The sequence below is a fragment of the Shinella sp. BE166 genome, from assembly GCF_051201095.1.
Classification (GTDB): Bacteria; Pseudomonadota; Alphaproteobacteria; order Rhizobiales; family Rhizobiaceae; genus Shinella; species Shinella lacus.
Genome location: NZ_JBPEHL010000005.1, coordinates 137,002 through 156,364, shown reverse-complemented (window position 1 = coordinate 156,364; position 19,363 = coordinate 137,002). Strand labels below are relative to the sequence as shown.

The following is a 19,363-nucleotide window of genomic DNA, read 5'->3' as shown; positions in this document are numbered from 1 at the left end:
TGTCGTTTCCGCCGGACACTGCCCGAGGCGGTCAGTCCTCGTCAACTACCCTCAGGCGCAGTTGGCCCGTCCGGCTCTCGACAGTCTTCTCCGCGGGCGGGGAAACGCCCGAAACCGCCTCGAATTCCATGTCGCCGATGCGCGCACCGCGCCGCGCGAGCTTTTCGGTCGAGGTGAGGATAAGGTCGACATCCTTCTGCGCCGATGTGAAGTGCCCGTGCAGCTTGCGCACCCGGTCGTCGAGCCGCGTCAGGTCGTCCATCAGGCGCACGACCTCGCCCTGGATGACATGGGCCTGCTCGCGCATGCGCTGGTCCTTCAGCAGCGCCTGGAGCACCTGCACGGAGAGCATCAGCAGCGATGGCGAGACGATGACGATGCGCGCGCGGTGCGCCCGCTGCACCACGCCTTCGAAATTCTCGTGGATGCTGGCAAAGATCGATTCCGATGGCACGAAGAGGAAGGCGGTGTCCTGCGTTTCGCCGGGCAGCAGGTATTTTTCGGCGATATCGCGGATATGGGTCTCCATGTCGCGGCGAAACTGCTGGGCGGCGATCTTGGCGGCTTCCGGCGCGCGTCCGTCCGCCATGGCGTTCCAGGCCTCCAGGGGGAATTTCGCATCGATCACGAGCGGCGGCTGGCCGTTCGGCATGCGGATCGTGCAGTCCGGGCGCACGCCGTTGGAAAGCTGCGCCTGGAACTGATAGGCGCCGTGCGGCATGGCATCCGCGACGATCGTCTCCATGCGCGACTGGCCGAAGGCGCCGCGCGTCTGCTTGTTGGAGAGGATCGCCTGGAGGCCGACCACGTCCTTGGCGAGCGACTGGATGTTGGTCTGCGCCGTGTCGATGACAGCGAGACGCTCCTGCAGGCGCCGCAGGTTTTCATGGGTCGAGCGCGTCTGTTCGGAAATCGACTGGCCGAGGCGCTGCGTCAGCCCGTCGAGGCGGGAATTGATCGCCTGGTTGGTCTCGGACTGTTTGCTGCCGAAAACCTCCGCCATGGCGGCGACGCGGCCCTGCATTTCCGTCTGAGCCTTCATCAACTCGGCAAAGCGCAACTCCGCCATCACCGCCGCTTCCCGCTGGCGCGTCTGGCTGCGGCGGGCCGAGATCAGGCCGAAGACGGAGAGAAGAACCGCTGCCAGCAGCACGAGCGCCGGCCCGGTGCCGCCGAGGCGGGCGAGGAAGGAGGTCAGCATCGTGTCAAAGGCGGGATCGATCATGCCCGGACCATAGCACGCTTTCCGGCGAAAACCAGATCATACCGTGAACAAATTGGCGGCGTCGCGCGCGTATAGGCGGGCAAATCCGATTGAAAGCGCAAAAAAACCGCGCTAAGGAGGCGCATGACCATCAAGCCGCTGATTATCCTCCCCGATCCGATCCTCCGCCAGGTCTCGAAGCCTATCGAGACCGTGGACAGCGAGGTGAAGAAGCTCGCCGACGACATGCTGGAAACCATGTATGATGCGCCGGGCATCGGCCTTGCCGCGATCCAGATCGGCGTCGCGCGCCGCATGCTCGTGCTGGACGTGTCGAAGGACGGCGAGGACAAGGCGCCGCTCGTCTTCATCAACCCGGAGGTCGTGGCGTCCTCCGATGCGCGTTCCGTTTACGAGGAAGGCTGCCTGTCGATCCCGGATTATTATGCCGAGGTCGAGCGTCCCGCGGCGATCACGGTCAAGCACCTGGACCGCGACGGCAAGGAACAACTGACCGAAGCCGACGGCCTGCTCGCCACCTGCCTGCAACATGAGATCGACCACCTGAACGGCGTGCTGTTCATCGACCACATTTCCAAGCTGAAGCGCGAGATCGTGATCCGCAAGTTCACCAAGGCGGCGAAGCTGCGCGGCAGCAAGGCGATCTGACCGGGCATCACGGTCCGGTTCGCACCATTTCACACGGAGGCTGACCGATGGCCCTACGCATCATTTTCATGGGCACACCGGATTTCTCCGTCGCCACGCTTGAGGCGCTGGCCGGCGCTGGCCAAGAGGTCGTCGCCGTCTACTCGCAGCCGCCGCGCCCGGCCGGCCGCCGTGGCCTGGAGTTGGTGAAGTCTCCGGTCCACCAGGCCGCCGAACGGCTCGGCATTCCCGTCTTCACGCCGGTTAATTTTCGCGAAGAGACCGATCGCGCCGCTTTTCGCGCGCTGAACGCGGATGTCGCGGTCGTCGTCGCCTACGGGCTGCTGCTGCCGGAGGCGATCCTCAATGGCACGCGGCTCGGCTGCTACAACGGCCATGCCTCGCTTTTGCCGCGTTGGCGGGGTGCGGCCCCCATCCAGCGCGCGATCATGGCCGGCGATGGCGAAACCGGCATGATGGTCATGAAGATGGACAAGGGCCTCGACACCGGCCCCGTCGCGCTGACGGCCCGTGTGGCGATCGTCGAGACCATGACCGCCGGTGAATTGCACGACGCGCTGATGCAGGCGGGCGGCGCGCTGATGGCGGAGGCCATGGCGAAGCTGGAAGCCGGCGACCTGCCGCTGACGGAGCAGGCGCAGGAGGGCGTGCTCTACGCCGCCAAGATCGACAAGACGGAGACGCGCATCGATTTTTCGCGGGCCGCGCGCGACGTGCACAACCATATCCGCGGCCTCTCGCCGTTCCCCGGCGCCTGGTTCGAGCTGCCGGTTGCCGGCAAGCCGGAGCGCGTCAAGGTTCTGGCGAGCGAGCGGGCGGATGAAACCTCCACCAAGGCCACCGGCACGGTGCTTGACGACCGGCTGACGATTGTTTGCGGCGACGGTAACGCGGTACGGCTCGTGCGCTTGCAGAAGGCCGGCGGCAAGCCGCTGGATGCGGCGGATTTCCTGCGCGGCACGCCGGTCCCGCCCGGTCAGGTCATCGCCTGATGCCACGCTATCGGCTCTTGGTCGAATATGACGGCACGCCCTATGTCGGCTGGCAGCGGCAGGACAACGGCCACTCCGTGCAGGGCGCCATCGAGGCGGCGATCCTGTCGCTGACGGGCGAGACCGTCTCGATCCGCGGCGCCGGGCGCACGGATTCCGGCGTGCATGCCATGGGACAGGTCGCTCATGCGGACCTCTCGCGCTCGTGGAAGGAACACACGTTGCGCAATGCGCTGAACGCCCATCTCGGCATGGCGCGCGAGCGCGTCGCGATCCTCGATGCGGCGGAGGTGCCGGAGGATTTCGACGCGCGGTTCTCGGCCAAGCGGCGGCACTATCTCTACCGCATCATTTCGCGCAAGGCGCCGCTGGCGCTGGAGGCGAACCGAGCCTGGTTCGTCGCGAAGGACCTCGATCACGAGGCGATGCATGCGGCGGGGCAGGTGCTGGTCGGCAAACATGATTTCACCACCTTCCGCGCCGCCCAGTGCCAGGCGAACAGCCCGATCCGCACCATTGACAGGCTGGAAGTGACGCGCAGCGGCGATCTGATCGAGATGCGCGTCTCGGCGCAGAGTTTCCTGCACAACCAAATCCGCTCCTTCGCCGGCACGCTGAAGCTCGCGGGCGAGGGCAAGTGGACGGTGGACGATGTGCGCACCGCCCTCGAAGCGCGCGACCGCAAGGCCTGCGGCCCCGTGGCGCCGCCGGACGGGCTCTATTTCATGGCCGTGGACTACTAAGCCGGCAGCGTGCCCAGAATGCGTTGCAACTCCTGCCCGGCGATCATCGGCGGCAGCACGAAGATCGCCGTGATGGCGGCGGCGAGCAGCGTCTGCTTGCCGACGCACATCCAGACCAGGCGGAATTGCAGCACGACGCTGGCGCCGAACACCGCATAGAGCAGCAGGCCGGCAAAGGGCGCGCTTTCGGGCAGCAGGAGCGTCATCGCGAAGGGGACGGCGGCGGCGTAGGCGAAGGGCACGGCGATCCAGTTGCTCGCCGTCACCACGACGCCGAGCTGTTTGCCGTAGCCGAGCGGCCGGGCGCCAGCGGCGAGCAGCACCAGCGGCAGCAGCCAGCCCGCAAGGTCGATCACCAGCAGCTTGACGAAGAAGGCGACGCCCGCCGGCGTTCCCGCCGGCATGCTGCCGAGATAATAGAGCCGCCAGGAGGCCCAGATGACGGCGAAGGCCGGCAGACACCAGACGATCGCCCAGAAGGAGCGCGTAAGCCCGGGCAACGTCAGGTCCAGCCAGCCGAAACCGTCCTGCTTTTGTCGCACAAGCAGGAAGACACCGGTCAGGTAGTGCAGGACCTCGTCAAGCCCGGGCATCGCCGAACCAGCGTTCGATGAAGGTCTGGTAGATCACGGTCAGCGTTTCGAGGTCGGCGACGGCCACCCGTTCGTCCACCATGTGCATGGTCTGGCCGACAAGGCCGAATTCCACCACCGGGCAATAATCCTTGATATAGCGTGCATCCGAGGTGCCGCCGGTGGTCGACAGTTTTGGCGCGCGGCCGGTAATAGCTTCGATGGCGCCGGACATGGAGGCGATCAGCTGATTGTTGCGCGTCAGGAAGACGTGGCTCGGCCGCTCTGCCCATCTGATATCGTATCGCACGGGTTCACGACCAGGGCGCAACGTCTCGTCGAGCGCGGCGGCATCGAGCCGGCGCACGATCTCCTCCATCACGGTACCGGCGGTCCATGTGTCGTTGAAGCGGATGTTGAAGCTGGCGCTTGCCTGCGACGGGACGACGTTGGTGGCGCGATTGCCGACGTCGATCGTCGTCACTTCGAGGTTCGACGGCTGGAAGCTTTCGGTGCCGGCATCGAAGGGCGGATGCATCAGCGCGCCGGTGAGCGCGATCACGCCGCGCACGGCATTGTCGGCGAGATGCGGATAGGCGGCGTGGCCCTGCACGCCATGCACGACGATCGTGCCGGAGACGGAGCCGCGCCGGCCGATCTTGATCATGTCGCCGAGCTGGTCCGGATTGGTCGGCTCGCCGACCAGGCAGGCATCCCAGCGTTCGCCGCGCGTCGCCGCCCATTGCAAGAGCTTGATCGTGCCGTTGACGGCCGGGCCTTCCTCGTCGCCGGTGATGAGGAAGGAGACGGAACCTTTCGGCGGCCCGTTCTTCGCGATCTGGCGCGCGACGGCCGCGACGAAGCAGGCAATGCCGCCCTTCATGTCGACGGCACCGCGGCCGAACATCTCGCCACCGGCAATATCGGCGCCGAACGGGTCATGCGTCCAGGCGGCGGCATCGCCCACGGGCACGACATCCGTATGGCCGGCGAACATCAGGTGCGGGCCTTCCGTGCCGATACGGGCGTAGAGGTTCTCGATATCCGGCATGCCGGGCTCGCTGGCCGTCATGCGCTCCACGGTGAAGCCGAGCGGCGCCAGCATGGCGGCAAGCGCCGTCAGCGCGCCGCCTTCGGCGGGCGTCACGGAGGGGCAGCGGATGAGCGTGGCGAGATTGGCGATCGGATCGGCAGAGGTCATGGGCATGCGGTCACAACGCGAGAGGGGAGACGTGGGTTTGAGGTTTAGCCGATCGCTCGGGACCTGTCACGAGCCGCACTCAGTCCTTCGGGCGGTTGGGTTGGTCGCCATATTCGTTCGGCCCGTTCGTGCCGGGCCAGACCAGGAAGGCGATGAGCGCGAAGAAGGAGATGGCGGGGATGAACAGGCAGATGATCAGCGGCACCGGCAGGTTCATGTCGTGCAGCCGCTTGACCGTCAGCAGGACGGAGGAAACGGTGGAGACGATCGCCGTGCCGATGAAGACGAAGGACCAAAGGAGGAAGGACGGATCCTCCTTCGGCACGATGATGATGCGGGCAAGCGAAGCCGAAAGCAGCATGAGCCAGAAGGCCCAGCCGAGCGCGAAGGGCGCCCGGCTCACCCGGCCGGACCAGCCGAAGAAGAGCCAGGCGAGGCTCGGCCTCTGCTCTTCGACGGCTGCCATGGCTCAGTCCCTCAGAAGTTCGTTGATGCCCGTCTTCGAGCGGGTCTGCGCATCGACGCGCTTGACGATGACGGCGCAGTAGAGGCCGGGGGCCGGCAGACCGTTCGGCATGGTCTTATCCGAAGGCATGGAGCCCGCAACGACGACGGAATAGGGCGGCACTTCGCCGTAGCTGACGTCGCCCGTCGCGCGATCGACGATCTTGGTCGACTTGCCGATGAAGACGCCCATGCCGAGCACGGAGCCTTCGCGCACGATGCAGCCCTCGACGACTTCCGAGCGGGCGCCGATGAAGCAATTGTCCTCGATGATGGTCGGGCCGGCCTGCATCGGCTCCAGCACGCCGCCGATGCCGACGCCGCCGGACAGGTGCACATGCTTGCCGATCTGCGCGCAGGAACCGACCGTCGCCCAGGTATCGACCATCGTGCCCTCGCCGACATAGGCGCCGAGATTGACGAAGGAGGGCATCAGGATGGCGTTCGGCGCGATATAGGCCGAGCGGCGCACGACGCAGTTCGGCACGGCGCGGAAGCCGGCCTTCTCGAATTCGTTGACGCTCCAGCCGTCGAACTTGGAGGGCACCTTGTCCCACCAGGAGGATTCGCCCGGGCCGCCCTTGACGATCTCCATCGGGTTGAGGCGGAAGGAGAGCAGCACGGCCTTCTTGAGCCACTGGTTGACCGTCCAGTTGCCATCCTCGCCACGCTCGGCGACGCGCACCTTGCCGGTGTCGAGCAGGTTCAGCGCGGTCTCCACCGCATCGCGGATTTCGCCGCGCGTGCCGGTGGAAATGCCGTCCCGTTCCTCGAAGGCGCGGTCGATGGTTGCGGAAAGGGCGGACAGGTTGGACGTGCTCATCGGAATTCCTTAAACTTCGACGCTTATTTTCGATGGTCGGGATGCCGGAAGGTTGATTTCATCAATCTAAAAAATGCTCTAGAGCAAGTGCCGGGAAAGATGAAGCCCCTTTCCGGCAGATACTGTCGCACGGGCGAAATGGTAATCCCGTAGGACGGAAAAGCAGGAAAGTGACATGGCAAAACTGAAGAAGAAGAACCTGCGCCGCAAGGACGGCGTCTGGGACCCGTTGGCCGACAGCGCGCAGGACAAGCACCGCGCCTCCGTTGTGCCGCAGACGCCGCAATCGGCGAACCCCGCTTACCGCCTCGCCTATGTCGACGACGATTTCCTCTGCCGCGAGGAGCTGCGCCCGGTGCGCCTCCAGCTCGAACTGCTCAAGGTCGAGATGATGCTCGCCGAGCGCGGCATCAAGTCGACCGTCGTGATGTTTGGCGGCGCGCGCATTCCCGCCCCCGGCCAGGACGCCTGGGCGGCGCGCAACGAGACCCAGCGCGCCAATCTCGAAGCCGCCTCGGTCTACTACGAGGAAGCCCGCAAATTCGCGCGCATGTGTTCCGAGCGCTCGGCCGAGCTGGACTACAAGGAATATGTCGTCGTCACCGGCGGCGGGCCGGGCGTCATGGAGGCGGGCAACAGGGGCGCGGCCGATGTCGGCGCACCCTCGATCGGCCTTAACATCGTGCTGCCGCACGAGCAGGCGCCGAACCCCTATGTCACGCCGGAGCTCAGCTTCAACTTCCACTACTTCGCGATCCGCAAGATGCATTTCCTGCTGCGCGCCAAGGCGGTTACGGTGTTCCCCGGCGGCTTCGGCACGCTGGACGAGCTGTTCGAGACGGTGACGCTGATGCAGACGGGGCGCATGGCGCTGGTGCCGCTCATCCTGTTCGGCAAGGAATTCTGGCACAAGATCATCGATTTCGACGCGCTCGCCGCCTTCGGCACGATCGCGCCGGGGGATGTCGAATTGATGCAGTTCGTCGAGACGGCCGACGAGGCCTGGAACATCATCGTGGATTTCTACGAGAAGCTGGAAGCCGAAAGCGTCGCCGTCGCTGCGGCGCACGGCTGAGACAGACGAACCGGCCTTGGCCGGACCGCCACCTCTCCTCCGTCATGCTCGGGCTTGACCCGAGCATCCACGCCGCAGACGCCGATAGATCCTCGGGTCAAGCCCGAGGATGACGTGGTGGGGAGGACGGCCTCCAAAAAAAACGCCCCGGCAATCAACCGGGGCGTTTTGAGTTGGTCGTGCTGATTATTTGCCGCGCCTGCCCATTTCGTCGGCGGTGATGAAACCGTCGCCGTTGGCGTCGCGCTGCTTGAACATGGTGACCGCGGCGGTTTCCATTTCCGCCTTGGTCAGCGTGCCGTTCTTGTCGGCATCGGCCCGCTCGAACATGCGGCTGCCCATGCGGTCCATGCGGGCGTCGCGCAGTGCCTTGCGGGCTTCCTGCCGGGCTTCGCCATCGGTCATCTTGATCTCGCGGAATGCCTTGCGGGCATCGCGGAAGGCGTCACGCTTCGCATCGACCTCGGCCTTCGTCACCTCGCCGTTCTTGTCCGTGTCGAAGCGCTCGAAGGTCTGCGAGGCGCGTGTCAGCATCTCGTCCTGCGAAAGCTTGCCGTCGCTGTTGGCGTCGAGGCGCTTCAGCATGCGTTCGGCGCGATCCTCGCGGTTCTTGCCGTGATGGCCCTTGCCCTTTTGCTGACCGGCATCGGCCATATCGAGGGCGCCATCCTTGTTGCGATCGCGGCGTTCGAAGATGGTTTGCGCGGAAGCAAGAACCTCCGCCTCGGAGAGCGTGCCGTTCTTGTTCGTGTCAGCCCGGTCGAACATGCGCCCGGCGCCCGGCAGCATGATGGGGCCTGCGGCGCGCAGCGCCTCGATCGCCTTGTCCTTGTCGGCATCGGCCGCATCGCGGACGGCCTTGCGGGCCTGCTTGAAAGCATCGCGGCGGGCCTTGATCTCATCCTTCGTCACCTGGCCATTGCCGTCGGCATCGAAGGTCTTGAAGGTCGCCGAAACATTCGTCTTGAACTCGTCGAGCGAGACCTTGCCGTCCTTGTTGCCGTCGAGGCGCTCGATCATGGCAGCGCCGCGCTGGCCATGCTTGCCTTCACCCTTGGCGGCAAAAGCGGGGGCGGTGAGGCCCGAAAGAAGAAAGCCGGCGGCAACGGCGCTAAGAAGAAGTTCTTTTCTAGCCATGGTCGTTTCCTTTTATCCATCTTGTCCCTGATGGCAGGATAGGGAGAACGCCGGCTTGCGCCAGTTACAAATTGGTAATTCAACCTTTTGACGAATAAGGGTTTTTTCCGTGTCCGGAATGTGGCGGTCTAGAGCATTTCCAGCCGAAGCGGCATCGCTTCGGCGTCGGATAATGCGGCAAAAAATTTAGAGCAGCGCCTTGAGGAAACCCGTCAGGTCCGAGGTTATGTAGTCGATGTGCTGGTCCGCGTCGGAGCGCTTTTCCCAGGCATCGGCGAATTCATGATGCTCGTCGCGCGGGGTCAAAAGCACGGTCTTCATGCCGAGCGTCTTGGGCACGAGCAGGTTGCGCGGCAGGTCCTCGAACATCACGGCATGGTTCGTGTCCACCCGGTGCAGCGCCATGAACTTGTCATAGGTCGCACCCGCCGGCTTCGGCACATATTCCGCCGCCACGATATCGAAGACGTCGTCGAAATGGTCGAAGATGCCGAGCGCGCGCGCCGCCATCTCGGCATGTTTCACGCTGCCATTGGTGAAGATGAACTTGCGGCCCGGCAGGGACTTGATCGCCTCGCCGAGGTCGACGTCCGGCGCCAGGACCTCATAGTTGATGGCATGCGCCTTTTCGAGGAAGTCCGTCGGGTCGACGCCATGATGCAGCATCAGGCCCTGCAGCGTCGTGCCATGCTCGAAATAATATTGCTTCTGCAAGGCCCGCGCGTCTTCGCGCGAAAGCCCGAGCAGCGCCGAGACGTAAGCCGTCATGTTCTTGTCGATCTGGGCGAAGAGATCGACGTGATGCGGATAGAGCGTGTTGTCCAGGTCGAAGACCCAGTCACGCACATGGGCGAAGTCGGCTTTGCTCGGAAGGTCGGTCATGGGCCGTCTTATGACACGGGCCACCGCCGAGGGAAACGGAATTTTCCGTGGCGGACGGCGCTGGCGATGGATTTGGCCCGGCCCGCATGCTAGCGGCAGGACATGGAACTCTGGATCCCCATCACCATCGCCGCCGCCTTCCTGCAAAACCTGCGCTCGGCCCTGCAAAAGCACCTTCAGGGCAAGCTCGGTACGCGCGGCGCGAGCTTCGTGCGCTTCGGCTACGGCTTTCCGCTGGCGATTCTCTATGTGGTGGTGCTGCACTGGATCGTCGGTTTCGCCTTCCCGGTGCTCAACTGGACCTTCGCATTCTGGGCGGTGATCGGCGGCCTCGCGCAGATCTTCGCCACCATGCTGCTGGTCTACCTGTTCTCGCTCCGGAATTTCGCCGTCGGCACGGCCTATTCCAAGACGGAACCGGTGCAGGCGGCAATCTTCGGCTTCGTGCTGCTCGGCGAGCGCATCACTTTCGGCGCCGTCATCGCCATCGTGGTCGGCGTTATCGGCGTGATGCTGATCTCGGTCGCCCGCGCGCCGCTCTCCTGGCGCAATACATTCGCGGCGCTGAGCAGCCGCACCGCGCTGATCGGCATCGCCTCCGGCGCCGTCTTCGGCGTCTCGGCGGTCGCTTACCGCAGCGCGTCCCTGTCGCTGGATGGCCCCGGCCCGATCATGAACGCCGCCGTCACGCTCGCCTGCGTCACGACCTTCCAGACCGCCTTCATGCTGGTCTGGATGTTGTGGAAGGACAAGAACGAGATCGTTCAGGTCTTGAGAAGCTGGCGCTCGTCGGCACTGGTCGGCATTGCCGGCGTGCTGGGTTCGGCCTGCTGGTTCACCGCGATGAGCCTCCAGCAGGTCGCCTATGTGCGGGCACTCGGCCAGATCGAGCTGGTCTTCACCTTCATGGCCTCGTATTTCCTCTTCCACGAGCGGGTGAACCGCACGGAAGTGGTGGGATGCCTGCTGATCGTCTGCGGCATCCTCGGGCTCTTATTCTGGTAGATCAGGGCACGATCAGCGTGCCGGCGCCGTGTTCGGTGAAGATTTCGAGCAGCACGGAATGGGCGGTCTTGCCGTTGAGGATGACGACGCCCTGAACGCCTGCCTTGATGGCGTCGATGCAGGTCTCGACCTTGGGGATCATGCCGCCGGAAATCGTGCCGTCCTTGATGAGTTCGCGGGCCTGGGCGACCGAAAGCTCCTTGATGAGCTGGCCGTTTTTGTCGAGCACGCCCGGCACATCGGTGAGGAACAGCAGGCGCGTGGCGTTCAGCGCGCCGGCAATGGCACCCGCAAAGGTATCGGCGTTGATATTGTAGGTGTGGCCGTCACGGCCGGGGGCGACCGGAGCGATGACCGGGATCATCTCGGATTTGGCGAGCAGGTCGATCAGCGTGCGGTCGACTTCCACCACTTCGCCGACGAAGCCGAGATCGAGGATGCGCTCGATGTTGCTGTCCGGGTCGATGACGGTCTTCTTGGCCTTCTCCGCGAAGACCATGTTGCCGTCCTTGCCGCAAAGGCCGATCGCCCATTCGCCCGTCTGGTTGATGAGCGCCACGATCTCCTTGTTGATTGAACCGGCGAGCACCATCTCGACGATCTCGACTGTCTTCTGGTCGGTGACGCGCAGGCCCCCTTCGAATTTCGATTCGATGCCCATCTTGGTCAGCATGGCGCCGATCTGCGGGCCGCCGCCATGCACGACGATCGGGTTGACGCCGGATTGCTTGAGCAGCGCCACGTCGCTCGCAAAAGCCTTGCCGAGTTCCGCATTGCCCATGGCGTGGCCGCCATATTTCACCACGATGGTCTTGTTCTCGTAGCGCTGCATGTAGGGCAGGGCTTGCGCGAGAAGGCGGGCTTGGGTTTCGCTTTCGGATAGGGACATGGCGGCCTCGTGGGAATGGGTGGGCGCCTGTTTAACGCATGTTTTGTGACGATGGAATGATCCGTCGGCCACATTGCGGCCAAGGGGGAGAAAAAGAAGAATGGATGGCCCGTCGCAATGCCGGATCGGTGGCAACGAAAGCCGATGGGGAATATGATGCGCTGCTCGTTCGTTTCATGAGCAAAACCGCGCCTGCATGCTTATATAGGCAAGACGAGGACCGCGCCTGACTTGAACCGGTCGAAATCGAGAGAGTGCACGAGCCGATGACGGCGCCTGACAAAGACATGAGAGACCCCCGCCGCGACGAGGTGATCGCCGGCGAATATGTGCTCGGGGTGCTTTCCGCCGAAGACCGCCGCAAGGTCGAGGCGCGGCTGGCGAAGGATCGCCAGTTCGCCGCCATGGTCAACCGCTGGGAGGAAAACCTCTCCACCTTCAACGATGACTACGAGGCGCTGCACCTGCCGCCGCGCGCCCGCTCCCCGATGGAGCAGCGCCTGCTCGGCGCGGATATGCGCGATGCCGCGTTTTCCGGCAAGGTCGCCGGCGGCTGCTGGGGCTCGCTCGCCTTCTGGCGGGCCTTTGCCCTGGCCTCCTTCGCCGTGACCGCGGGGCTCGCCTTTTCGATGAGCGCGCTGCTGGCGCCGCGCCCGATGAGCGGCGGCCGGCTGGTCGCGGATCTCACGGGCGAGGGGGCCGCGGTCAATCTGGTGGCGCGCTACGACGACACGAGCGGCGCGATCCGCGTCACCCCCGTCGCGGGCGGCAAGGAGAAGGAAAAGTCGCTGGAACTCTGGCTGACGCAGGAGGGCAGGGCACCGGTCTCGCTCGGCGTGCTGCCGCAGACCGGCGAGGGCGAGCTCGCGGTGCCGGCGGAGATGCGCACCCGCCTCGTGCAGGGCGCCCAGCTTGCCGTCAGCGTCGAACCTTTCGGCGGCTCGCAGACCGGCAGCGTTACCGGCCCGGTTATTGCTTCTGGTGCAGCTCGTTTTGATTGAGCTTAGCGCTGGATGGCGGTGATGATGGCGCTGCGCAGGCTATCGAGCCCGCGGCCCTTTTCTGATGAGGTGGCCAGCACCTCTGGATAGGCGGCCGGGCGCTTCTTGATCTTCAGCAGCGTTTCCTCGACGAGGCGCGGCACGCCGACATCCTTGGTCTTGTCGGTCTTGGTCAGCACGAGCTGGTAGGAGACGGCGGCCTTGTCGAGCAGCGCGAAGACCTCCTCGTCGTTCGGCTTGACGCCGTGGCGGCTGTCGATCAGCACATAGACGCGCTTCAGCGTCGAGCGTCCGCGCAGGTAATCGAAGACGAGCTTTGTCCAGTTGTCGACCTGTTCCTTCGGCGCCTGCGCATAGCCGTAGCCGGGCATGTCGACGAGCGCCATCGGCGGCAGGTCGCCTTCCGCACCCGAAAAGCCATCCGGGACGAAATAGTTGAGTTCCTGCGTACGGCCGGGCGTGTTCGAGGTGCGCGCCAGGCCCTTGTGGCCGACGAGCGCGTTGATCAGCGACGATTTCCCGACATTCGACCGCCCGGCAAAGGCGACCTCGGCTGGGCCTTCCGGCGGCAGGAACTTCATGGCCGGCACGCCGCGGATGAAGATCCACGGCCTGCCGAACAGCGGCTTGTCGTCCGGGGATGTCGTCTCGGTCATAAATCTCGCCTTTGTTGTCAGCCCCCCGCTTCCGGGTTTTGGCCGCGAAAGTCAAGCGCGGCGCTGGCGCCAGAGTTCCACGCCGAGATAACACAGCAGCGCCGCAAGCACGATCACGCCGCCGATGACGGTCCTCAGACCAGGGATCTCGCCGTGGATGACGGCCACCCAGAGAGGCCCCAGCACGGTCTCCGCCGTGCCCAGCAGGGCCGCAAGGGCGGACGGGATGAGGCGCGCGCCGGTGACGAAGAGCGCGAGACCGAGGCCGAAATTGAGCGCGCCGAAGACGATGAGGATGCCGAGCTCGCTTGCTGTTACGGCAAAGCCGGAGGCCTGGCTTGCCGCCGTCAGGCAGGCGATGACCGTGCCGAGGAAGACGGCGGGCGTCATGCGCACATGGGCGAAGCGGCGGGTGATGATGGTCGCCGTGGCAAAGGCGAAGGCGATGAGGATGGCGAGCGCGTCGCCCATCATCGACACACTGCCGCCGAGCGATTCCGAGACCATGATGGCGACGCCGCCGATCACGGCCGCAATCGCGATCCAGGTGTGGAGGGCGATCCGCTCACGAAAGAGCAGCCAGGCCATCAGCGCCGCGATCAGCGGCACGCCGGCCTGGATCAGCACGACGTTTGCGACCGTCGTATAGGCGAGCGCCAGGATGAAAGCGGTGGAGGCGACGGCGAAACAGACGCCGACGGCGACGCCGGCAAGGCCCATGCCCTTGAAGAGCTGCACCGTGCCGCGCGGCCCGTCGCGCACCAGCATGAAGCCGAGCAGGAAGAGGGCGGCGAAGAGCGAACGCCAGAAGACGACGATCCAGCCGTCCTCGATGGTGAGAAACCGCGCCAGCGTGCCGCCGAAACTCCACACGACGGCGGAGCCGAGCACCAGGGCGGCGCCATACCCCTGCCCCCGGCTGTCCGGAACGGTGGGGGTGAGCGGAAGCGATGAGGCGGACATGGGGCGCTCGCAGGTTCGGGATTGTCGCAAGCATGCCAGAAGCCGCGCCTGCGGCGCTTCCATGCCAGCGACGAGGCGATGTCGCAAGCGGGCCGTGCATAAAAAAACGGCAAAAGAAAACCCCGGAGCGAGGCCGGGGTTTCTGATGTTACGTCGGAAGGGCCGTCAGGGTGATCCGGCTTTTTTCCCGAACAATCCCTTGAGATTGTCGAAGAGCTCGATCTTCACGCCCTGGCGCTTCATGATGATCGCCTGCTGGATGATCGAAAGCGTGTTGTTCCAGGCCCAGTAGATCACGAGGCCGGCCGGGAAGGTCGCCAGCATGAAGGTGAAGATCAGCGGCATCCAGGTGAAGATCATCGCTTGGGTCGGATCCGGCGGCGTCGGGTTCATGCGCATCTGCAGGAACATCGTGATGCCCATGATGATGGGCCAGACGCCGATCATCAGGAAGTGCGGCACGTCGTAGGGCAGCAGGCCGAACAGGTTGAACAGCGACGTCGGATCGGGCGCGGAAAGATCCTGGATCCAGCCGAAGAACGGCGCATGCCGCATCTCGATCGTGACGTAGATGACCTTGTAGAGCGCGAAGAAGACCGGGATCTGCAGGAGGATCGGCCAGCAGCCCGCAAGCGGATTGATCTTCTCTTCCTTGTAGAGCTGCATCGTCGCCTGCTGCAGCGCCATGCGGTCGTCGCCGTGCTTGGCCTTCAGCTCCTCCATCTTCGGCTGCATCTTCTTCATGTTCGCCATGGAAGCGTACTGCTTGTTGGCAAGCGGGAAGAACAGGCCCTTGACGACGATCGTGGTGATCAGGATCGCGATGCCGAAATTGCCGAAGTAGCGGAAGAAGAAGTCCATCAGCTGGAACATCGGCTTGGTGAAGAACCAGAACCAGCCCCAGTCGATCATCAGGTCGAATTGCGGAATGGAATAGGAGGTCTCGTACTGGTCGATGATCGGCACTTCCTTTGCGCCGCCGAAGAACAGGTTCTTCACCTCGATCGTCTGGCCGGGCGCAATGGAAATGTCGTCCTGGCGGTAATCCGCCTGGTAGCGTGGGCGGCCGTCCTTGAAGTAGGAGAAGCGCGTCTCGTAGGGGGTCGCCTGCGGCGGCACGATGGCCGTCGCCCAATATTTGTCGGTGATGCCGAGCCAACCGCCGGTCGCCTTGCCGGGTGCTACCGTCGTGTCTTCCTCGGTCGTGGTGTACTTCACCTCATGCAGGCCGAGATTGCCGAGCACGCCGATGAAGCCTTCGTGCAGCACGTAGACGGAGGGTTCGGTCGGCTTGAAGAAGCGCGTCGAGCGGCCGTAGGGCGACAGCGCGATCGCCGCTTCCGTGCGGTTCTCGATGCTGTCGGCGATCGTGAACATGTAATGTTCGTCGACCGAGATCGTGCGGGTGAAGGTGATGTTCTTGTCGTTGGTATAGGTGAGCTTGACCGGGGTGGTCTGCGTCAGCTTGCCGGTGCCGTCCTGCGTCCAGACCGTCTGCGGGCCGGGAACCTGGCCGGTCGTTTCGCTGCCGACATAGCCGATTTCGGCAAAGTAGCCGTGTTCGGCTTCGGCCGGGCTGAGCAGGGTGATGATCGGGCTCGACTTGTCGACAGTCTGGTGGAAGCCCTTGAGCTTCAAGTCGTCGAAGCGGGAACCGGTGAGCGCGATGGAGCCGGAAAGCGAAGGCGTGTCGATCTCGACGCGGGCGGACTTGGCAAGGGCTGCCTCGCGCGTCTCGGTCGTGGTGGCCGTCGCGGCACCGCCCGGCAGCGCGCCGCTCGTCGCCGTGCCCGTTCCGGTCGCCGTGCCCGTACCCGTCGTGGTCGTGCCGCCGGCGGTGGTCGTCTGCCCGCTCTGGGCCTGCTGCGCTTCGAGCGCGGCGCGGTCCTTTTCAAGCTTCGGGTTCACATAGAGGAACTGCCAGGCAACGAGGATCAGCACGGACAGCGCGATCGCCACGAAATAATTGCGGTTGTTTTCCATCACTCTTTCCCGGGAGCAGCAGGGCGCTGCTGCTGCTTCTGTTTCTGCCTTGTCGCGATCCTCTCCTTGAGACCGGCCACAAGGGTTTTGAACGGCGCGTGCAACACGTCCCGTCTGGCGACAACCACATAGTCGTGTCCGGGCTCCATTGCAAACCCGGCGGATAGCCGCACCGCCTCTTTCAGGCGCCGCCGCATGCGATTGCGTTCCACGGCATTGCCGTGTTTCTTGGTAACGGTAAAGCCGACGCGGGGCTGTTCGTCCGGCATCTGCCGGTCGCGCACTTCGAGAAGGAACAGCGATCCCCTGCGCTTCTCTCCCTCGCGCACAAAAAGAAACTGCGGACGGCTTTTCAGCCGTCCGACAGCAGATTGTCTAACAGTTTTCGTCATTGCCCGTCGCCTCGGTTCCGGGCATTCACGGCCTTAGGCCGAGAGGCTTGCGCGGCCGCGTGCACGGCGTGCGGACAGAACCTTGCGGCCGCCCTTGGTAGCCATGCGGGCACGGAAGCCGTGACGACGCTTGCGAACAAGCTTGGAGGGTTGGTAGGTACGCTTGGTCATTTATTTAATACCGCGGTGTGCGGCCCTTCTTGGGTTTGCGTTAACGCAAGCAGCGTTCAAAGTCCGGCACAGCCCGGCCCTCGCGGGAAGGCAGTTTCCAGACGTGCGCGGCTTATAAGGGCAAAGCCGGTGGAAAGTCAATTGCCGGCGGACCACGGCCTTAACTGTCACAATCGTTAAAACGCCAGCCACCTGCGGTTGAGCGCAACGTGCAGATCGTCATGTTTGCCTCACCTTACGTAAGGAAAATCGCCTGATTTTCTTGAGGAATTCCGTACTTCAGAATATTAGCGGAAATTCACTCGCCTCCTGTTTGAGCGGGTTCCCTCAAAATCTAATTAACCTTTAGCGTTTACCGTTCATATCCACGGACAGAACGGGCGTGCCGTTTTGTCGATCCTGTATCCGTGCCTTTTGGAGTTCGACGTGAAGATACGCGGCAAGATTTACCTCATCGTGGGCGTGATGGGCCTCATCTCCGTCTGCATCGGCGGTATCGCCGTGCATGTGGTCTCGGAATTCAGCGAGAAGCTCCACCAGTATGAGAACGCCGCCGACCGCGCCTTCCTCGGCGAGCACCTGAACCGCCAGGTCACTGCCGTGGTGATGGAAGCCCGCGGCATCTACGCCTCCAAGGATATGGAAGGCGCGCAGAAATTCGCCGAAGGCATCGCCAAGGAACTGAACGGCATCGACGAGACGCTGAAGGAGTGGCAGCCGATCGTGCCCGCCGAGCAGAAGCCCGCCTTCGACGCCGTCGTGGCGCGCTCCGCCGAATTCCGCACCTTCCGCACGGAAACCGCCCGCCTCGGCACGACGGTCTCGATCGCCGCTGCCAACGAGCAGGGCAACAACGAGCTCAACCGCGCCAACCGCAAGGCCTTCCAGAAGGAAATCGACGCCGTCGTCCAGACGGACAACGAGAACCTGACCGCGATCAAGGCCGATATCGCCGCCTTCGAGACCCTCATGCTGACGCTGGTGCTCGGCACGGTCGGCGCCGGCCTGCTCATCGGCGGCGGCGCGGCCTTCTACATCGCGACCAACGAGCTGAGCCGCCCGATCCAGAACGTCACACACACGATGAACCGTCTTGCCGGCGGCGACCTGGACACGGAAGTGCCCTATGCCGGCCGCAAGGACGAGATCGGCGAAATGGCCGGCGCCGTCGCGATCTTCCGCCAGAACGCTATCACCGTGCGCGACCTCAACGCCCAGGAACAGGTGTTGCGCGAAAAGAGCGCCGACCTCCAGTCGTCCATCGCCACCGTCGTGCATGCCGCCGCCGCCGGCGACTTCTCCTCGCGCATCGGCAAGGACTACCAGAACGAAGACCTCAACCGCTTCGCCCGCAGCGTCAACGAGCTCGTCGCCGGCGTCGAGGAGGGCATTGCCGAAACCCGCCGCGTCATCGGCGCGCTGGCCGAAGGCGACCTGACGCAGACCATGGACGGTTCGTTCCGCGGCGCCTTCGCCGAGTTGCAGCAGAACGTCAACGCCACCTTCGCCACCCTCCAGCGCACCATGCGCGAGGTGCGCGCCTCGACGGATGCGATCAACGCCAATTCCGGCGAGTTGCGCACCGCTTCCGACGACCTCTCCAAGCGCACCGAGCAGCAGGCCGCAGCCCTGGAAGAAACCTCCGCCGCGCTGGAAGAGATCACCGCCGCCGTCAAGAATTCGACGGAGCGGGCGAACGAGGCGACCAGCATGGTCGGCGAGGCGACGCAGAGCGCCAAGCAATCCGGAGATATCGTGCGCAACGCCATCGGCGCGATGAGCCGCATCGAGCAGGCCTCGAACGAAATCAGCCAGATCATTTCGGTCATCGACGAGATCGCCTTCCAGACCAACCTGCTGGCGCTCAACGCCGGCGTCGAGGCAGCCCGCGCGGGTGAGGCCGGCAAGGGCTTTGCCGTCGTCGCGCAGGAAGTGCGCGAACTGGCGCAGCGCGCCGCAAGTGCGGCGAAGGACATCAAGGGTCTCATCACCAAGTCCGGCAGCGAAGTGGCCGTCGGCGTGAAATATGTGCAGGAAACCGGTTTGGCGCTTTCGGACATCGAAAACCGCGTCGTCACCATCAACGACCGCATCCACGCCATCGCCACCGCCGCCCGCGAACAGGCGACGGGCCTGCAGGAAATCAGCACCGCCATCAACCAGATGGACCAGGTCACCCAGCACAATGCAGCGATGGTGGAGGAAACCTCCGCCGCCACGCACAAGCTGAAGAGCGAGGCCGATAGCCTGGCCGATCTCATGGGGCGCTTCCGCACCGGCGACACCGTGCAGCGCATGGCGCCGGTCCGGGCCGATACCCGCCCGGTCGAATCACCGGCCCGCCGCATGATCGGCAATGTCACCCGCGCCTTCGGCGGCAGCCGCGCCACCGCAACGGCGGCCGTCGCCCAGGAGAACTGGGAAGAATTCTGATCGATAGCCGGATTCCCTGGCGGGATCCGTAGAACCGCAGGCGCGGCGGTCGTTGGATCGCCGCGCTT

The 19,363-nt window shown here is 64.4% G+C and carries 20 protein-coding genes; 7 read left to right on the top strand and 13 right to left on the bottom strand.

The features are described 5' to 3' along the window. Positions 1 to 31: 31 nt before the first annotated feature. Positions 32 to 1,225 carry a DNA recombination protein RmuC gene (locus J2Y63_RS14775; protein ID WP_435266707.1) on the bottom strand — a complete coding sequence of 398 codons (1,194 nt, stop codon included), beginning with the start codon at positions 1,223 to 1,225 and terminating at the stop codon, positions 32 to 34. Positions 1,226 to 1,348: 123 nt separating this feature from the next. Between J2Y63_RS14775 and def the strand changes: the two genes are divergently transcribed. The 3 genes from def to truA are packed head-to-tail and all read left to right on the top strand — an operon-like array spanning position 1,349 to position 3,608. Next, positions 1,349 to 1,873, top strand: a complete 525-nt coding sequence (gene def, locus J2Y63_RS14770) for a peptide deformylase (protein ID WP_435266706.1) — start codon at positions 1,349 to 1,351, stop codon at positions 1,871 to 1,873. 47 nt (positions 1,874 to 1,920) lie between these two features. Next, positions 1,921 to 2,865, top strand: a complete 945-nt coding sequence (fmt, locus tag J2Y63_RS14765; protein WP_435266705.1) for a methionyl-tRNA formyltransferase — start codon at positions 1,921 to 1,923, stop codon at positions 2,863 to 2,865. Further along, positions 2,865 to 3,608 carry a tRNA pseudouridine(38-40) synthase TruA gene (gene truA / locus J2Y63_RS14760; protein WP_435266704.1) on the top strand — a complete coding sequence of 248 codons (744 nt, stop codon included), beginning with the start codon at positions 2,865 to 2,867 and terminating at the stop codon, positions 3,606 to 3,608. The genes fmt and truA overlap by 1 nt, the downstream gene beginning before the upstream one ends. Here the strand turns inward: truA and J2Y63_RS14755 are convergent. The 4 genes from J2Y63_RS14755 to dapD form a co-directional block, all read right to left on the bottom strand. Next, on the bottom strand, positions 3,605 to 4,201 hold the full coding sequence (locus tag J2Y63_RS14755; RefSeq protein ID WP_435266703.1) for a hypothetical protein: 597 nt from the start codon (positions 4,199 to 4,201) through the stop codon (positions 3,605 to 3,607). The two genes, truA and J2Y63_RS14755, sit on opposite strands and share 4 nt — an antisense overlap. Beyond that, on the bottom strand, positions 4,188 to 5,381 hold the full coding sequence (gene dapE, locus J2Y63_RS14750; RefSeq protein ID WP_435266941.1) for a succinyl-diaminopimelate desuccinylase: 1,194 nt from the start codon (positions 5,379 to 5,381) through the stop codon (positions 4,188 to 4,190). Before dapE ends, J2Y63_RS14755 begins: the two co-directional genes overlap by 14 nt. 79 nt (positions 5,382 to 5,460) lie before the next feature. After that, a complete protein-coding gene (locus J2Y63_RS14745) occupies positions 5,461 to 5,847 on the bottom strand; it encodes a DUF805 domain-containing protein (protein ID WP_256118043.1) in 387 nt (128 codons plus the stop codon). A 3-nt stretch (positions 5,848 to 5,850) separates the two neighbouring features. After that, positions 5,851 to 6,708: a 2,3,4,5-tetrahydropyridine-2,6-dicarboxylate N-succinyltransferase gene (dapD, locus tag J2Y63_RS14740; RefSeq protein ID WP_435266702.1), complete on the bottom strand. Its 858-nt coding sequence runs from the start codon at positions 6,706 to 6,708 to the stop codon at positions 5,851 to 5,853. Positions 6,709 to 6,883: 175 nt separating this feature from the next. On the opposite strand from dapD, the gene J2Y63_RS14735 reads away from it, so the two are divergent. Then, positions 6,884 to 7,783 (top strand): LOG family protein, encoded by a 900-nt coding sequence (locus tag J2Y63_RS14735; protein WP_435266701.1) that lies wholly within the window; start codon positions 6,884 to 6,886, stop codon positions 7,781 to 7,783. 186 nt (positions 7,784 to 7,969) lie between these two features. Here J2Y63_RS14735 and J2Y63_RS14730 read toward each other — a convergent pair whose 3' ends face one another. Both J2Y63_RS14730 and J2Y63_RS14725 read right to left on the bottom strand, forming a co-directional pair. After that, positions 7,970 to 8,920 carry an EF-hand domain-containing protein gene (locus J2Y63_RS14730; protein ID WP_435266700.1) on the bottom strand — a complete coding sequence of 317 codons (951 nt, stop codon included), beginning with the start codon at positions 8,918 to 8,920 and terminating at the stop codon, positions 7,970 to 7,972. A gap of 186 nt (positions 8,921 to 9,106) precedes the next feature. Further along, a complete protein-coding gene (locus J2Y63_RS14725) occupies positions 9,107 to 9,802 on the bottom strand; it encodes a pyrimidine 5'-nucleotidase (RefSeq protein WP_435266699.1) in 696 nt (231 codons plus the stop codon). Positions 9,803 to 9,904: 102 nt separating this feature from the next. Between J2Y63_RS14725 and J2Y63_RS14720 the strand changes: the two genes are divergently transcribed. Then, positions 9,905 to 10,807: a DMT family transporter gene (locus tag J2Y63_RS14720; protein WP_435266698.1), complete on the top strand. Its 903-nt coding sequence runs from the start codon at positions 9,905 to 9,907 to the stop codon at positions 10,805 to 10,807. A 1-nt stretch (position 10,808) separates the two neighbouring features. Here J2Y63_RS14720 and argB read toward each other — a convergent pair whose 3' ends face one another. Next, positions 10,809 to 11,696, bottom strand: coding sequence for an acetylglutamate kinase (gene argB / locus J2Y63_RS14715; RefSeq protein ID WP_256118036.1), 888 nt, complete (start codon positions 11,694 to 11,696; stop codon positions 10,809 to 10,811). A 266-nt stretch (positions 11,697 to 11,962) separates the two neighbouring features. Between argB and J2Y63_RS14710 the strand changes: the two genes are divergently transcribed. Then, the gene (locus tag J2Y63_RS14710) at positions 11,963 to 12,697 is read left to right on the top strand and encodes an anti-sigma factor (RefSeq protein ID WP_256118035.1); all 735 of its coding nucleotides are present in this window, start codon (positions 11,963 to 11,965) and stop codon (positions 12,695 to 12,697) included. A gap of 2 nt (positions 12,698 to 12,699) precedes the next feature. Here J2Y63_RS14710 and yihA read toward each other — a convergent pair whose 3' ends face one another. From yihA to rpmH, 5 genes are all read right to left on the bottom strand, one after another. Further along, positions 12,700 to 13,353: a ribosome biogenesis GTP-binding protein YihA/YsxC gene (gene yihA / locus J2Y63_RS14705; protein WP_435266697.1), complete on the bottom strand. Its 654-nt coding sequence runs from the start codon at positions 13,351 to 13,353 to the stop codon at positions 12,700 to 12,702. A gap of 51 nt (positions 13,354 to 13,404) precedes the next feature. Beyond that, positions 13,405 to 14,316 carry a DMT family transporter gene (locus J2Y63_RS14700; RefSeq protein ID WP_435266696.1) on the bottom strand — a complete coding sequence of 304 codons (912 nt, stop codon included), beginning with the start codon at positions 14,314 to 14,316 and terminating at the stop codon, positions 13,405 to 13,407. Between the two features lie 165 nt (positions 14,317 to 14,481). Continuing rightward, positions 14,482 to 16,299: a membrane protein insertase YidC gene (gene yidC, locus J2Y63_RS14695; protein WP_435266695.1), complete on the bottom strand. Its 1,818-nt coding sequence runs from the start codon at positions 16,297 to 16,299 to the stop codon at positions 14,482 to 14,484. Further along, the gene (gene rnpA / locus J2Y63_RS14690; RefSeq protein WP_435266694.1) at positions 16,299 to 16,691 is read right to left on the bottom strand and encodes a ribonuclease P protein component; all 393 of its coding nucleotides are present in this window, start codon (positions 16,689 to 16,691) and stop codon (positions 16,299 to 16,301) included. Before rnpA ends, yidC begins: the two co-directional genes overlap by 1 nt. 33 nt (positions 16,692 to 16,724) lie before the next feature. Continuing rightward, positions 16,725 to 16,862, bottom strand: a complete 138-nt coding sequence (gene rpmH / locus J2Y63_RS14685; protein ID WP_083242913.1) for a 50S ribosomal protein L34 — start codon at positions 16,860 to 16,862, stop codon at positions 16,725 to 16,727. A 426-nt stretch (positions 16,863 to 17,288) separates the two neighbouring features. On the opposite strand from rpmH, the gene J2Y63_RS14680 reads away from it, so the two are divergent. After that, a complete protein-coding gene (locus J2Y63_RS14680; protein ID WP_435266693.1) occupies positions 17,289 to 19,295 on the top strand; it encodes a methyl-accepting chemotaxis protein in 2,007 nt (668 codons plus the stop codon). Positions 19,296 to 19,363: the final 68 nt, after the last annotated feature.